Raw genomic sequence first — 15394 nt, forward strand, 5'->3', positions numbered from 1 at the left:
GGACACATTTACTCGGCCTTCACCTGGCCCTTGCCGGTAACTTTCAGCTCGCGCCGGGTTGGGGCCGGCAGAGCGTAAAACACCGTCCCGAACCCCTCGTGCGCACCGGCCAACAGCCGGCCCACGCGCAGGTGGGCATTGCCGCTGCTGTTGGCATTGGTTTGCAGGTACATATCCTGCAAGGAAAAATCGGCGGCGTACAGGCTGCCGCTGCCACCCAGCGTATGGTGCAGCTCCTGAGTGCTGCCGCTGAGGTAGATGTCCCCCAACTCGTACTGACTCATGCCGATGTACTGGCTGGCAAGGTTCAGGTGAAAGTCGCCGGAACCGATAAGATGCGCGAAAATAGTGTCCTGCTCAAACGGTCTGTCGGTGCGGATATCAGCCTGCCCGCGCAGGAAGATGCTGGTGATATGGGGCGTGTGCAGCGTTACCTCGCGCGGGGTATCGTAGCGGCGCACCCAGTTGCAGCGGCTGGTGTTGCGGATGGTCAACTGGTCACTTTTGACGTCCAGCCGGATATCATCCTGGAGGTTTTTGCCGGCCCGCACTTCGGCGTAGGTTTCCGCGTCCTGCACCAGGGTTACCTGCACGTTGTCGTAAGCCGAGAGTACCTGAAAAGGAGGGAGGCTGCGGCGTTCCGTGACGATATTGCCGGTGCTGGTGAAACAGCCGGCGTCGTTTTCCTTGGTGCAGCCTGGCAACATGACCAGCAGGCTCAGGCCGGCCGCGCCGCGCAAAACCCACCGGGAGCAGCTAACTTGCATCTTCAATTCTGACCACCACATAACAACCGGGCACTATGGACCTCAACGGCAAGGTAGCCATTATCACAGGCGTCAGCAAAGGAATCGGGCGGGCCACCGTGGAACTGCTGCTGGCCCGCGGCATGCATGTGGCCGGCTGGGGCCGCACCGCGCCTGCCGACTTCCGGCACCCGCGCTTCCTGTTCATCGAGTGTGATATCCGCCAGGAAGCCGAAGTGCAGAAAGCCTACAAGGCCACCGAGAAGGCCCTGGGCAAAGAAATCCATGTGCTGGTGAACAACGCCGGCCTCGGCAACTTCGGCCCTATTGATGGGTTTTCGTCGGAGCAGTGGCACGAGATGTTCGATACCAACGTGCACGGCCTGTTTTACTGCACCCGCGCCGTACTGCCCGCCATGAAAAAGCAGCAGCTGGGCCACATCATCAACGTGGCCTCCCTGGCCGGCACGGCGGGCACGGCTAACCTGGCCGGCTACTGCGCCACCAAGTACGCCGTGCGCGGTTTCTCCGATGCTTTGTTCAAGGAAGTGCGCCCCCAGGGTGTGCGTGTTACCTGCGTAATGCCCGGCTCGGTGGAAACCAACTTCGGCGGCAAGGAGCCCGGCCAGGAACCCGATCCGCACAAAATGCAGCCCGAAGACATTGCCGCTGCCATCGTCCACGCGCTGGAAGCCCCGCAGACCGTTATGATTTCGGAGCTGCAAATGCGACCCACGCAGGTGAAGTGAGTTGCCGGCTGATGACAACCAGTAGAACGTCATTGTGAGCGTAGTGCAACGAAGCCGAGGAATCTCGGAATAACGGGCTGACAGAACCAGATTATAATACCTACATGGTAGAAGTCCAGAATCTTACGAAAACCTTCGGCGCGCAGGCGGCCGTGGATAACATCAGCTTTTCGGTAGGGAAGGGGGAAATTCTGGGCTTCCTGGGTCCGAACGGGGCCGGCAAGTCCACTACTATGAAGATTGCCACTGGTTACCTGCCCCCCTCAGCCGGCACCATCGTGGTGGATGGCTTCGACGTGCAGACGGCCCCGCTGGAAGTGCGCCGTCGGGTGGGCTACCTGCCCGAGCACAACCCGCTGTACCTGGATATGTATGTGCATGAGTACCTCGAATTCATCGGCGCGGTGCACGGGCTGGGCGGCAGCGCGCTGCGCCAGCGGGTGCGCCAGCTGGTAGATAGGGTAGGGCTGGGGCGCGAGCAGAACAAGCAGATTGGGGCCCTCTCGAAAGGCTACCGGCAGCGCGTGGGGCTGGCCCAGGCCCTTATCCACGACCCCGGCGTACTCATCCTCGACGAGCCCACCACCGGACTCGACCCCAACCAGATCGGCGAAATCCGCAGCCTGATCCGGGAGCTGGGCCAGGACAAAACGGTTATCTTCAGCACCCACATTCTGCCCGAGGTGGAAGCCTTGTGCAGCCGCGCCGTCATCATCAACCGGGGCCGCCTCGTGGCCGACTCGCCTGTTTCGGAGCTGGGAGCCCGCGCCGCCGGCGAGACCATCATCCGCGCCGAGTTTGAGCAGGCCATCGACGTAGATGTCCTTGCAATGATGCACGGAGTTAAGAGTGTGGTGCTAGAAAAGGGTACTACCTACCTTATTCGTGCTGAGTTTGATCAACGTGCCGCTATTTCCCGGATTGCGGCGGCCCAGGGCTGGGTGCTGCTGGGGCTGCGTCAGGAAGAGCAGCGGCTGGAGCAGGTTTTTCAGGAACTGACCAAATGAAAATGAACGTCATGCTGAGCGAAGGCGGAGCCGTAGTCGACGCATCTCTACCTCTGGCTAATTCCTATTTGTAAACGAAGCGGTAGAGATGCTCCGCCTTCGCTCAGCATGACGTTTTACCGGCCCTACTAAGTACTATATCACCACATCAACCTCGATGCTCGCCATCCTTCGCAAAGAATTCAACAGCTTCCTGAACTCGCCCGTGGCCTACGTGGTGCTGGGTGTGTTTCTGGTGGCTACCGGCCTGTTCGTGTGGGTGTTCCCGGATAGCTCGGTGCTCGACTACGGGTTTGCCGATTTGCAGACGCTGTTCAACATTGCCCCCTGGATTTTCCTGTTCCTGATTCCGGCCCTCACCATGCGCACCTTTGCCGAGGAGAAGAAGGCCGGCACCATGGAGCTGCTGCTCACCCGCCCGCTCACCGATGGCCAGATCATCGGGGGCAAGTACCTGGCCTGTCTGCTGCTGGCGTTGCTGGCGCTGGTGCCCACGCTGCTCTATTACTACTCGGTGTACCAGCTGGGCAACCCGGCCGGCAACATCGACTCGGCCGCGACGGTGGGCTCCTACCTGGGCCTCACGCTGCTGGCGGCCGTGTTTGCGGCCATCGGAGTGCTGGCCTCGGCCCTCACGCGGGACCAGATTGTGGCCTTCCTGGCGGCCGTAGTGGGCTGCTTTCTGGTGTACTCGGGCTTCGATTCGCTGGCCTCGGTGTTTGATGGCGGCCTAGCCTACTACATCGGTCAGCTGGGCATTGCCGCCCACTACCGCGACCTGGCCAAGGGCCTCATCGACTCCCGCGACCTGCTGTACTTCTTCAGCCTGACGGCCGGCTGCCTGCTGGCTACGCGGCTGGTGCTGCAAAGTCGGAATTGGTAGAGGTTTTTGAGCGGTTAGCTGATGGCGGTTAGCTGTTGGCTTTTCTGAAATGAAAGTGAGGAGTTGGCTGCCGGATCTGGGGGCCGACCTGACATAAAAAGACATCCACAAGTGAGTACAGAACCCCAGCCATCAGCTACCAGCCAACAGCTACCAGCTAATCCGGCAGCTACCAGAAAACGTCGTGACCTGACGCGCTTCGGGGCGGTGCTGCTGGGGCTGCTGCTGCTCAATTTCCTCGGGGGGCTGTACTTCTTCCGCCTCGACCTTACGGAGGAAAAGCGCTACACGATGTCGGCGGCCACCCAGACGCTGCTTTCGGGTCTCAAGCAGCCGGTTACCGTCACGGTGTACCTGGATGGCGACTTCCCGCCGGCCTTCCGGCGGTTGCAGCAGTCGGTGCGCGAGACGCTGAACGAGATGCAGCTGCACAGCGGCTCCAACCTGCGCTACGTGTTCGTGGACCCCTCGGCGGCCGGCACCGAAAAGGCCCGCAACGACTACTACCAGACCTTGTTCAAGAAGGGCCTGAGCCCCACCAACCTAGGCGCTAATGAGAACGGCAAGCGCATCGAGAAAATCATCTTCCCCTGGGCCGTGGTATCGGCGGGCGGCAAGGAGCAGAACGTGCTGCTGCTGCGCGGCAACCAGGCCGCCCCCTCCGATGTACGCCTCAACCAGAGCATCGAAGGGCTGGAATATGAATTGGCCTCGGCCATCCGCAAGCTTAGCCCTGGCCAGCGCAAGCGCATCGGGGTGGTGGAAGGCCACAGCGAGCTGAGTAACCTGGAAGCCGGCGACCTGATCGGCTCCCTGAGTCAGTACTACGACGTGTTCCGGGTAAACCTGGCCCAGTCAAGGCCCGAGGCGCTACAAACGCTCAGTGCCCTCATCGTGGCCAAGCCGGCGGGCGCGTACACTGAGACCGAGAAATTCAAGCTCGACCAGTTCATCACCCGGGGCGGCAACGCGCTGTTCTTCGTGGATGCCATGCGCGTGAACCTCGACAGCGCCAGTCGGGGCGGCATGCTGGCCTTCCCCCAGTCGCACAACCTCGATGATCTGCTGTTCAAGTACGGTGTGCGCATCAACCCCGATCTGCTGCTCGACCTCAACTCCGGCGTGATTCCGCTGGTGACGGGCATGACTGGCAACAAGCCCAAGGTGGAGCCCATGCCCTGGCAGTTCTACCCGCTCATCAACAAGTTCAGCCCGCACCCCATCACCCGCAACCTCGATGCGGTATACACCAAATTCGTGAGCAGCATGGATACGGTGAAGGCCACCGGCATCCGCAAAACGCCGCTGCTGTTCACCTCGCGCTACACCCGGGTGCTACCCTCGCCGGTACCCGTAAACCTGAACGATGCCCGCCTGGAGCCGAACCCCAAGCTCTACACTTCGCAATTTAAGCCCGTAGGCTACCTGCTCGAAGGCCAGTTTGGCTCCCTCTACGCCAACCGCGCCGAGCCCGGCACCACCAACTTCCAGCCCGCCACGCCCGCTGGGGCCAGGCCCGCCAAAATTCTGGTGGTGTCGGATGGCGACTTCGTGCGCAACGAGGTAGACCCCAAAACCAACCGGCCCTTCCGCCTGGGCTTCGACCGCCTCGCCAGCACCGAGTTTGCTAACCGCGAGCTGCTGCTCAACGCCGTGGACTACATGCTCGACGAATCGGGCCTGATTGCCGTGCGCGGCAAGCAAATTACCCTGCGCCCCCTCGATAAGCTGCGGGTAGTGGAGGAGCGCCGCCGCTGGCAGCTGCTGAACCTGGGCGCGCCGTTGGTGCTACTGGCTCTATTCGGGGCCGTGCGTGCCTGGCGGCGGAAGCGGCGGTATGCTCGGTTTTAGCGGCATCATTTCGTATTCAAGCCTTAACTCAGGGCAGGATGTTCGATTTTATCTTTGAAGTGGTATTCGAAGTGCTGTTTGCGGGGTTGCTGAATTGGCTGCTGTTCACGCCCATTGGCTTTCTGTACCTCTACATCCGCTACCGCAGCCGCCCCGGGGTAGCGTTGGTGCTGAGTCAGAAATACGAAGGCAAGTATGCTAATGCCGGGCAGGAGCTGCTATTGAATGCGTTCATCTTAGTGCTGATAGTGCCTATCCTGTTGATGGTGGTGTGGGCGATTTACAGTAGCATCCTTCGGTTGCTGTAAACGTCCCCCCGTTGCCCCGGTCCGGCAGCTGCAGCCTGCCGGACCGGTTGCCGCCGGCTGACACCCGAACGACTTCACGCGGCGCGGCGGCAGCAAGTCCTGCAACAACTCGGCTTTGCGCTACGGCCGCCCGCAAAACACCGGCCGGGCGGCTGCGGCCTGAATGCGTATCTTTGAAGGAAACTAATCAGTGTATGCAGGATATGTTAGCTTCTTCGGCCGCCGCGCGCCCTCAGCTGCCCAAGGCCCCCACGGGCATTGACGGGCTGGATGAAATTACCGAAGGCGGCCTGCCCCTGGGTCGGCCCACGCTGGTGTGCGGCAGCGCGGGCTGCGGTAAGACCCTCATGGGCGTGGAGTTTCTGGTGCGCGGCATTCTCAACCACGACGAGCCCGGCGTGCTGATGGCCTTCGAGGAAACCGCCGACGAGCTGACCGCCAACGTCACGTCCCTGGGCTTCGACCTGAAAGCGCTGCAGGCCGCCGGCAAGCTCAAGCTCGACCACGTTCACGTCGACCGCTCTGAGATTGAGGAAACCGGCGAGTACGACCTGGAAGGGCTATTTATCCGACTGGGCTACGCCATTGACTCCATCGGGGCCAAGCGTGTGGTGCTCGATACCATTGAGGCCCTGTTTTCGGGCTTTCCGAACCAGGCCGTGCTGCGCTCCGAAATCCGCCGGCTGTTCCGCTGGCTCAAAGACAAGGGCGTGACTACTGTCATCACGGCCGAGCGGGGCGAGGGTTCCCTCACCCGCCAGGGCCTGGAGGAATACGTGTCGGACTGCGTGATTCTGCTGGATAACCGCGTGATTGACCAGATTACCACCCGCCGGCTGCGCATTGTAAAATACCGGGGCAGCACCCACGGCACCAACGAGTACCCCTACCTCATCACCGAGGACGGTATTTCGGTAGTGCCCGTCACGTCGCTGAAGCTGGCCCACGAGGTATCCGACGAAATCGTGTCGTCGGGGGTGCCGGCGCTGGATGCCATGTTCGGGCGGCGCGGGTTCTTCCAGGGCAGCAGCGTGCTGATTACGGGTACGGCGGGCACAGCCAAAACCACACTGGCCGCTGCGTTTGCCGCCGAAATCTGTCGCCAGGGTAAGCGGTGCATCTTCTTCGCCTTTGAGGAGTCTCCCCGGCAGCTGGTGCGCAACATGCGTTCCGTGGGGCTCGATCTGGCCCCGTACCAGGAGCAGGGCCTGCTGTACATCGAGTCGTCGCGGCCGACCCTGAACGGGCTGGAAAAGCACCTCGTCACGCTGCACAAGCTGGTGGCCGAGCAGAAGCCGGCGGCCGTCATCATCGACCCCATCAGCAACCTGATTACGGTGGGCAACACCGCCGAAGTCAGCAGCATGCTCACCCGCCTCATCGATTTCCTGAAAGTGCATAACGTGACGGCGCTATTTACCTCGCTCATCAGCGGCCGGAACGTGCAGCAGGAAATGACGGAGGAAGGTGTATCCTCACTAGTAGACACCTGGCTCAGCGTGCGCGACCTGGAAGGCATCGGGGAGCGGAACCGGGGCATCAGCATCCTCAAATCCCGGGGCATGAGCCACTCCAACCAAGTGCGGGAGTTTATCGTGACGGATGAGGGCATCCAGTTGCTGGAGGTAGTGGTGGGGCCGGCGGGCATTGTCACGGGTGCCGGTCGGCTCACCCAGCAGCTGCAAGAGGAAACCCTGGCCCTGGCCGCCCGCCAGGAAGCGGAACGCAAGGACCGGGAAATTGAGCGTCGGCGCCGGATGCTGGAAGCCACCATTGATAACCTACGCACCGAGTTTGAATCAGTGGAAGAAGAGCTGCGCCGCATCAACCAGGAGGAGCTGCTGCGCCAGCAGGCCCAGCTTACTAACCGCCAGCAGATTGCTTCCTCCGATGGCCGCCCTTCGGCCGCTTCTCCACCACTCGCGTAATACCCTTATGGATACTATCCCCGCCCCCCCAGCCGCCGCCGATTCGGCCGCCGAAACCTGGGAGCTGCGCCTGTACGTGGCCGGCCAGACGGTAAAATCCGTGACGGCCCTGGCCAACCTGAGAAAATACTGCGAGGAGCACCTGAAAGGGCGTTACAAGCTGGAGGTAATTGACCTGCTGCTGCATCCACAGCTGGCCGAAGGTGACCAGATTCTGGCCATTCCCACGCTGGTGCGCAAAGTGCCGGTGCCCATCCGCAAAATCATTGGTGACCTCTCGAACCAGGAAAAGGTGCTGGTGGGGCTGGATATCCGGACGGTTTGAGCAGCGAGCAACCGGGCGGGCTGGCCCCCGCAAACCCCGGTGAAGGTGCCTCCCCCGCGTACGTGCTGCTGCACCTGTACATTGCGGGAGCCACGCCCAACTCTACCCGCGCCGTGCAAAACCTCAAAGCCATCTGCACCCAGTACCTGCCCGGCCGGCATGAGTTGTTGATCATAGATATTTATCAGCAGCCCGAGCTGGCCAGTCAGCAGCAGATTATTGCCTCGCCCACGCTAGTGAAGCTGTGGCCGCTGCCCGTGCGCCGCCTGATCGGGGACCTTTCGGACCGCCACAAGGTGCTGGTGGCCCTGGGCCTGACGCCTCCCGATTCCGCTCCCCATGACTGATGCCCAGGCGGCCGAGCTGGCCCGCGAAAATGAAGAGCTACGGCAGCAGCTCCAAGAAGCCGACGAGCTGATTTCCGCCATCCGGACCGGGGCCGTGGATGCGCTGGCGGTTCAGAGTGCCGACGGCCCCCGCATCTTTACGCTGCAAAGCGCCGACCAGGGCTACCGCACGCTCATTGAGCAGATGAATGAGGGGGCGCTGCTGCTAAGTGCTGATGGCACCATTCTGTACGGCAATGCGTCTCTGGCCGGGCTGTTGGAGTTGCAGTTGCAGGAGTTTATCGGCAGCTCCTTCGAGCGGTTCGTGCCCCGGGAATTTAGCGCGTACTGGCAGCTGCTGTTCAAAACTGGCTGGAGCAGTAAAAGTAAGGGTGAGTTACCGCTACTGGCCAAATCGGGGATGCTGCGGCCGTTTCTGGTGTCGATGAACGTGCTGACGTTTGACGCGCTGCCGGTGCTGGCCGTGATTCTGACCGATATATCGGCCCAGCAGGAAATCCGGCATGTGCGGGCCCAGGTGGAGGAGCAGAATGCGCTGCTGGTACGTAAAAACCAGGAGCTTAAGGAGCAGGAAGCTGAGCACCTGACCATCAGCCAGGCCGCCGCCGAGGCCAACCGGATGCTGGAAGGCATCCCGCAGATTGCCTGGACGGCCGACCCGCAGGGCCGCCTGACTTACCTCAACCAGCAGTGGTTCTATTATGCCGGTCACCACCATTTGGAAGCTATCAGCGAGCAGCTGCCCGCCCGCCTGCACCCTGAGGATGCGGCGGCGGCCACCGCCCGCTGGCAGAACAGTCTGCATACCGGTCACGCCCTGGAAGTGGAATGCCGCCTGCTGAGCCGCGCCGGCCACTACCGCTGGATGCTGGGCCGGGCGCTGCCCTCTCGCAACGAGCAGGGCGATATTATCCAGTGGATTGGTACCTACACCGACATCCACGAGCACAAGCTGGCCCAGGAGCGCATCGACCAGGCCCAGCGGCAACTGCAGGAAAACAACGAGCGCCTCACCCGCGTGAACGTGGACCTGGATAACTTCATTTACACCGCTTCCCACGACCTCAAAGCCCCCATCAACAACATTGAGGGGCTGCTGCACGCGCTGCTGCCGGAACTGGTAGACCCGGCCGCCACGGGCAGCCAGGTACCGCTGCTGCTGGGCATGATGCAGGAGTCGGTAGACCGTTTCAAGCGCACCATCGAGCACCTGACGGAGGTCACCAAGCTGCAGAAGGAGAATGACCAGCCCATGGCCGTGGTGGATCTGGCCACGGTTATCCGGGAAATCAGCCTGGACCTGGCCCCGCTGCTGGCCGAGGCCGGGGGGCAGGTCCAGGTAACCGTAGACGCCTGCCCGACGGTGTCGTTTTCGGAGAAAAACATGCGCAGCATCCTCTACAACCTGCTGAGCAACGCCCTCAAATACCGCTCCCCGGACCGCGTAACGCACATTCATATCCGATGCGAAAGCCACGGCTCCAACGTGGTACTGATGGTGCAGGACAACGGTCTGGGCATTCGGGAAGCCTTCCAGCCCAAGCTGTTTACCATGTTCCAGCGCTTCCACGACCACGTGGAAGGCAGCGGCATCGGGCTGTACATGGTGAAAAAGATGGTGGAAAATGCCGGAGGCCGCATTGAGGTGCAGAGCACGGAGGGCGTAGGCTCCACATTCACCATTTACCTGAAACGCTGAGCCGCCCGGCCCTGGCGAAATACCCGGCGGCGCATGGTCCGCAACTGCTAAACCTGGCGCGGCGGCCGTTAGAAAACCCGCTGCCCGTTCCGTATCTTTGCCCTCTACCCAACCAAGCCCGAAACGACTCTTCCGTATGAAATTTATCGTCTCGTCTTCCGCCCTGCTCAAGCAGCTTCAGAGCATCAACGGCGTGGTTACGAACAACCCCGTGGTGCCCATTCTGGAGAACTTCCTCTTCGAAATTGAGGACGGCAAGCTGACGATTACCGCCTCCGATCTGGAAACCAGCATGATGACCGAGCTGCCGGTGGAAGCCCGCGAAAGTGGCCGCATTGCCGCCCCCGCCCGCATTCTGCTCGATACGCTCAAGAACCTGCCCGACCAGCCCGTGACCTTCACCCTGGACGAGGAAACCTACACCATCGAAATTGCCAGCAGCAACGGCCGCTACAAGCTGGCCGGCGAAAACGCTACCGATTTCCCCCGCGTGCCGGTGGTAAAAGGCTCGGCTCCGGTCGAAATTCCCTCCACCTCCCTGGCCCGAGCTATCAACAAAACCATCTTCGCGGTGAGTACCGACGAGCTGCGCCCTGCCATGACCGGCATTCTGGTGCAGCTGGCCGATAACCAGGTAACCTTTGTAGCCACCGACGGCCACCGCCTGCTGCGCTACCGCCGCTCCGACGTGGGCGCAGGCCAGACCTCGAACATCATCATCCCGCGCAAGGCGTTCAACCTATTGAAAGGCGCGCTGCCCTCCGAGGCCACTACCGTGCGCATGGAGTTCAACAGCTCCAACGCCTTCTTCTCGTTCAACCAGATGCGCCTGGTGTGCCGCCTGATTGATGAGCGTTACCCCGATTACGAAAACGTAATTCCGGTAAGCAACCCCAATAAGCTTATCATCAGCCGTCAGGAAATCCTGAACTCGGTGAAGCGCATCAGCATCTACTCCAACAAAACCACCCACCAGGTGCGCCTGCGCCTGGCCGGTTCGGAGCTGACGGTTTCGGCCGAGGACCTAGACTTCTCGAACGAAGCCAACGAGAAGCTGGCCTGCCAGTACGACGGCGAGGACATGGAAATCGGCTTCAACGCTAAATTCCTGCAGGAAATGCTCAGCAACATCGACTCCGAGGAAATTACCCTGGAGCTGAGCACCCCCAACCGCGCCGGCCTGCTCATGCCCACCCTCGCCGACGACAACGAGAGCATCCTGATGCTGGTCATGCCGGTAATGCTCAATAACTACGTCTGATCACAGATGGTGCAGATGGCGCGGATTACGCAAATGCGGACGACTCCCACGGCTCTACACCAATCCATTTTTGAACGGAGTACCCTTTAAATTCGATGGCCTGGAAAACGCAGCGGCGTAAGTAGTCGTCCGCATCTGCGTAATCCGCGCCATCTGCACCATCTGTGATGAAGAAATCTGAAATCCGCTTCAGCATTGCCCTGGACGACCAGAAAGTACCCGAGGCCATCAGCTGGACGGCCACCGATGCCGGCCCCGATATTCATTTTGCCAAAGCCATCAACATTGCCCTCTGGGACCGGGATGAGCGCGGCACGATGAAAATCGACCTCTGGACCAAGGAAATGCCCGTGGACGAGATGAAGCGTTTCTACGTGGACACCATGGGCGCTATGGCCGAAAGCATCATCACCGCCACCAACGACTCAGTAATGGCCACCAAAATGCGCAACCTCTGCCGCGAGCTGATGGACCACATCGAGGAGGAAGAAAGCAAGCAGCCGCGCTAAACCTGCGGCTTCACTTCACCTGAATCAGACAAAAAAGCCCCGCCGGAAGCTCTTCCGGCGGGGCTTTTTTTATGGAACGTTATACGTGCTACTGGCGGGTGCGGGTAGCGGGAGCGGCCGTGGAACGCGCCGGCCCTACGGTAGAACCGTTGCTGCTGGCCGGCAGCGGGTTCTGCACCGAGTTGACGAAAATAGCGTTGGCGGCTTTGCTGCCGTAGCTCATGCTGAACGTGTTGTACGTGCGGCGCGAGTCGTAGTAATTGCTGTACTGGTCGGTGCTGAGCACGCTTTGCAGCTCTTTGTCACGCTCCTTGCACACGGCATCACACTGCTCTTTAATGAGCTTGGTATTGCCAGCATTCTTTTGGTTGATGGCCACGATTTTAGCCTGCTTCTCCTCGTTGATGGCCTGGAGGCGGGTTTTCTGGTAGCCGTTCAAGCGCAGGTCGCGGGCCATCTGGTCGGAGAGCTGGCGGGCGTGTTCCTGGAACGGATTGAGGCGGGGCGAAGGCTGGGTTTTATCCTGCGGGGCCAGCGTGGGCTTCTGTTGGGCCTGGGCCCCGAAGGAAGCAACGAGCAAGGCAGCCGCAGCGGCAAGTTTCTTAGTCATGATATCAGGCAGTTCGGTTCAGGAAAGGACCGGCAGCTTTTCAACGCATCAGAAAACCGCTGGCTGTTAAGTCCTAACGAAAAACTATGCCAGCTAGTTTACTGCCTTCCGGAAAAACCGCACAATAACGCCGCCGCACCCAGCAGGTACGGCGGCGTTATGGCGTACAAAAAACAGCTCTGTTACCGAGCTAGAACTTGTTTTTCCACATCATGGATTCCACCGGTTTGTTGGTGCGCTCATTGTACTTGGCGTTGGGCTTGCGGTTGTAGAAATTCTCCACATCACCCTGCACGGTGAAGTATATGAGCTGGCCCACGGGCATGTTGTAGTACACCCGCACCGGCATGGAAACACTGATTTCCAGCGTCCAGGTGTTGCAGAAACCGATGTCGCCCTTACCAGCAGTGGCGTGAATATCAATGCCCAGGCGGCCGACGCTGCTCTTGCCTTCCAGGAACGGGACGTGGGCGTGGGTTTCGGTGTACTCATCGGTTACGCCCAGGTACAGGGTACCAGGCTGCAGCACGAAGCCTTCCTTCGGAATCTCAAACACGTCGATTTCGTTGTGCTTGCGGGCGTCCAGTACCGCGTCGCGGTAGGTGGCCAGATAGCGGCCCAGGTGCACATCATACGAGTTGGTTCCGAGGCAGCTCCGGTCGTAAGGTTCAATGAGGATGGTGCCCCGCTCTATTTCGGCGAGAATCTGCTGATCGGTGAGAATCATGGGGTGAATTGAGAATTATGAATTACGAATTAAAAATGGCGCTCATTCCAACTGCTATGCAGCGTCAGAAGGCAGGACGACTTTTAATTCTCAATTTTTAATTGAAAAAATTACTCCTCGTCCTCGTACCGGTCTTCGGGGAGGGGGGCGCGGCGGCGGGTGCGCGGGGCGGTTGGTTCGGCGTCGCTGAGGGTATCGAGACGGGTGCGCAGGTCAGGCAGCACGCTGGTAACCAGGTAGAGCAGCAGCAGGAATGAGCCACTGGCCAGCATCAGAGTCAGGTAGTCCATCCAGTCGTGGCGGGGCGGCACATCGAGCGAGCGGGGGGCGGCGTAACCGGCATCCGGCACTGAGGTCAGGCTGGCTTCCGGGGCGGGCTGCGGGTCCTCAGCGGCAGCGGCCGGGGCCAGAGTGGCCGTTTCGCCGTCGGCGGGCGGCACGGCGGCAGCATCGGCGGCCAAATCTTCCGGGGCCGGGTCTTCGGAGGCGTTGAACTGGGCCGTGCCCTGCTTGATGTAGCGTTGCAGGCTCCGAATGAGGGCCACCCGTTCATCGCGCGGCAGCACCCGGATGAAGAATTCGAAGTTGCGGTCAACCAAGATGGTGTTCAGTTCCTTCTCAAACTCCACCAGATCGGCGCGGCCCTTGCCGAAACGGCTTTTATAGTGGGCCGAAATGTCGTTGTAGTTATGGAAGAGCTTCTTGAGGTCGTCGCGGCCGGGAAAGTTGTTGAACTCCTGGCGGGCTTTCACGGAGCGCAACGAGGCCGGGAATTTGCCCCGGGCAAACGACTTATCGTACACCGTTTCCATCGTCCGGAAGTTGAGCTCCTCCACGGTGCGGTCGAACAGGCGCTTATTGGCCGCGGCGGGCGTTTCCATCTGGGCGCGGAGCGGGCCGGGCACAACAAGCCACAACAGCAAAAAAAGCGGCAGTAGCTGACGAAATCGGAACATACGGGCGGCAGAAATTTCGCGCAAAGGTAGATAGTTGTTGGCTGGTAGTTGTCAGTTGGTAGTTGATAAAATGGCTGACAACTGATAACTACCAGCCAACAACTACCAACTGACATCCAACAACTGCTGACTTACAGCCCGTGGGCTTCCTGCATGGAGGCGCGACAAGCAGTGAGGTAGTGGTCCACGAGGTCGTCGGTCATGGCAGTGCTCACGAACAGGGCCTCGTACTGGGCCGGAGCTAGGTAAATACCCCGGTGGAGCATGGCCTGGAAGTAGCGGCCGAAGGCTTCGGTATCGGAGGTTTTAGCCGATTCCAAGTCGGTTACGGGCTGATCGGTGAAGAACACGCTGAACATGGAGCCGACCTGATTCACGGTGTAGTTCAGGCCCAGCTCTTGGCAGATCTGGCGGGTGCCGTCGGCAATGCGGGTGGTGGTGCGGTTGAGCTGGTCGTAGAGCTCGGGGTGCTGCTGCAGGTAGGTCAGCTGGGCAATGCCGGCGGCGGTGGCAATGGGGTTGCCTGAGAGCGTGCCCGCCTGGTACACCTTGCCGGCCGGGGCCACGTTGTCCATGATGTCCTGGCGGCCGCCGTACGCGCCCACCGGCATCCCACCCCCGATGATTTTGCCTAGCGTCGTCATGTCGGGGGTGATGCCGTAGAGCTCCTGCGCCCCGCCCCGGGCCAGCCGGAAGCCGGTCATTACCTCATCGAAAATCAACACGATGCCGTGTTGGGTACACAGGTCGCGCAATCCTTGCAGGTAGCCTTCGGCGGGAGCCACCAGGCCCATATTGCCCACTACCGGCTCCAGAATAAGGGCGGCTACCCGGCCGTCGTTGGCAGCAATGATGCGCTCCACGGCGGGCAGGTCGTTGTAGGGCACCGTGAGGGTATCCTGGGCCACGCCCTCAGTAACGCCCGGCGAATCGGGCGCGCCGAGGGTGAGGGCGCCCGAGCCGGCGGCAATCAGGAAGGAGTCGCCGTGACCGTGGTAGCAGCCTTCGAACTTGATGATTTTGTTGCGGCCAGTGTAGCCCCGCGCCACCCGAATAGCCGACATCGTGGCCTCGGTGCCGGAATTCACCAGCCGAACTTTCTCGATGCTGGGCACCATCTGCTTGATGAGCTCGGCCATTTCCACCTCCCGCTGGGTAGGCGCGCCAAAGGAAAGCGAGTTGCCGATGGCGCCGCGCACGGCTTCCAGCACAATTTCCGGAGCATGACCCAGAATCATCGGGCCCCAGGAGTTGATGAAGTCGAGGTAGCGGTTGCCGTCCACGTCGGTCAGCCAGGCCCCTTTAGCCGACTGCATGAACACCGGATGGCCGCCCACAGCGCGAAAAGCGCGCACCGGAGAGTTTACCCCACCCGGAATATGGTCTTTGGCCCGGGTGAACAGGGCATCGGAAGTGGCTAAGGAGAGGGGCATAGCGGGTGTTGCGGATGCAGACATGAACGGAAAGCTGAGGGAGACGTGCAGTGAA

The 15394-nt window shown here is 60.8% G+C and carries 16 protein-coding genes; 11 read left to right on the forward strand and 5 right to left on the reverse strand.

Features of this window, described 5'->3' with window-relative positions; genetic code table 11:
• Positions 1-8: 8 nt before the first annotated feature.
• Positions 9-767, reverse strand: a complete 759-nt coding sequence (locus EI293_RS07655) for a GIN domain-containing protein (protein WP_246010596.1) — start codon at positions 765-767, stop codon at positions 9-11.
• A 35-nt stretch (positions 768-802) separates the two neighbouring features.
• Between EI293_RS07655 and EI293_RS07660 the strand changes: the two genes are divergently transcribed.
• The 11 genes from EI293_RS07660 (at position 803) to gldC (ending at position 11613) form a co-directional block, all read left to right on the forward strand.
• The gene (locus EI293_RS07660; protein WP_125436558.1) at positions 803-1495 is read left to right on the forward strand and encodes an SDR family oxidoreductase; all 693 of its coding nucleotides are present in this window, start codon (positions 803-805) and stop codon (positions 1493-1495) included.
• Between the two features lie 104 nt (positions 1496-1599).
• On the forward strand, positions 1600-2502 hold the full coding sequence (gldA, locus tag EI293_RS07665; RefSeq protein WP_125436559.1) for a gliding motility-associated ABC transporter ATP-binding subunit GldA: 903 nt from the start codon (positions 1600-1602) through the stop codon (positions 2500-2502).
• Between the two features lie 157 nt (positions 2503-2659).
• The gene (gene gldF, locus EI293_RS07670) at positions 2660-3385 is read left to right on the forward strand and encodes a gliding motility-associated ABC transporter permease subunit GldF (protein ID WP_125436560.1); all 726 of its coding nucleotides are present in this window, start codon (positions 2660-2662) and stop codon (positions 3383-3385) included.
• Between the two features lie 111 nt (positions 3386-3496).
• Entirely contained in the window at positions 3497-5236 is a 1740-nt protein-coding gene (gldG, locus tag EI293_RS07675) for a gliding motility-associated ABC transporter substrate-binding protein GldG (RefSeq protein ID WP_170170294.1), read from the forward strand.
• A gap of 38 nt (positions 5237-5274) precedes the next feature.
• A complete protein-coding gene (locus EI293_RS07680) occupies positions 5275-5544 on the forward strand; it encodes a hypothetical protein (protein ID WP_125436561.1) in 270 nt (89 codons plus the stop codon).
• A gap of 203 nt (positions 5545-5747) precedes the next feature.
• Positions 5748-7472, forward strand: a complete 1725-nt coding sequence (gene kaiC, locus EI293_RS07685; protein ID WP_125437124.1) for a circadian clock protein KaiC — start codon at positions 5748-5750, stop codon at positions 7470-7472.
• A 7-nt stretch (positions 7473-7479) separates the two neighbouring features.
• A complete protein-coding gene (locus EI293_RS07690; RefSeq protein ID WP_125436562.1) occupies positions 7480-7797 on the forward strand; it encodes a circadian clock KaiB family protein in 318 nt (105 codons plus the stop codon).
• Positions 7794-8144 (forward strand): circadian clock KaiB family protein, encoded by a 351-nt coding sequence (locus EI293_RS07695; RefSeq protein ID WP_246010574.1) that lies wholly within the window; start codon positions 7794-7796, stop codon positions 8142-8144. The genes EI293_RS07690 and EI293_RS07695 overlap by 4 nt, the downstream gene beginning before the upstream one ends.
• Positions 8137-9843: a sensor histidine kinase gene (locus tag EI293_RS22730; RefSeq protein WP_125436563.1), complete on the forward strand. Its 1707-nt coding sequence runs from the start codon at positions 8137-8139 to the stop codon at positions 9841-9843. The genes EI293_RS07695 and EI293_RS22730 overlap by 8 nt, the downstream gene beginning before the upstream one ends.
• A gap of 136 nt (positions 9844-9979) precedes the next feature.
• Positions 9980-11104 carry a DNA polymerase III subunit beta gene (gene dnaN / locus EI293_RS07705; protein WP_044002528.1) on the forward strand — a complete coding sequence of 375 codons (1125 nt, stop codon included), beginning with the start codon at positions 9980-9982 and terminating at the stop codon, positions 11102-11104.
• A gap of 167 nt (positions 11105-11271) precedes the next feature.
• Positions 11272-11613, forward strand: a complete 342-nt coding sequence (gldC, locus tag EI293_RS07710; protein ID WP_125437128.1) for a gliding motility protein GldC — start codon at positions 11272-11274, stop codon at positions 11611-11613.
• Positions 11614-11701: 88 nt separating this feature from the next.
• Here the strand turns inward: gldC and EI293_RS07715 are convergent, their stop codons facing one another.
• The 4 genes from EI293_RS07715 to hemL all read right to left on the reverse strand — a co-directional run bounded on the left by EI293_RS07715 (position 11702) and on the right by hemL (position 15339).
• Positions 11702-12223 (reverse strand): hypothetical protein, encoded by a 522-nt coding sequence (locus EI293_RS07715; RefSeq protein WP_125436564.1) that lies wholly within the window; start codon positions 12221-12223, stop codon positions 11702-11704.
• 190 nt (positions 12224-12413) lie between these two features.
• Positions 12414-12950, reverse strand: coding sequence for a dCTP deaminase (dcd, locus tag EI293_RS07720; protein WP_125436565.1), 537 nt, complete (start codon positions 12948-12950; stop codon positions 12414-12416).
• Between the two features lie 110 nt (positions 12951-13060).
• Entirely contained in the window at positions 13061-13906 is an 846-nt protein-coding gene (locus EI293_RS07725; protein ID WP_125436566.1) for a hypothetical protein, read from the reverse strand.
• A gap of 131 nt (positions 13907-14037) precedes the next feature.
• On the reverse strand, positions 14038-15339 hold the full coding sequence (gene hemL, locus EI293_RS07730) for a glutamate-1-semialdehyde 2,1-aminomutase (RefSeq protein ID WP_125436567.1): 1302 nt from the start codon (positions 15337-15339) through the stop codon (positions 14038-14040).
• Between the last annotated feature and the right edge of the window lie 55 nt (positions 15340-15394).

The organism is Hymenobacter perfusus, assembly GCF_003944765.1.
Taxonomy (GTDB): Bacteria; Bacteroidota; Bacteroidia; order Cytophagales; family Hymenobacteraceae; genus Hymenobacter; species Hymenobacter perfusus.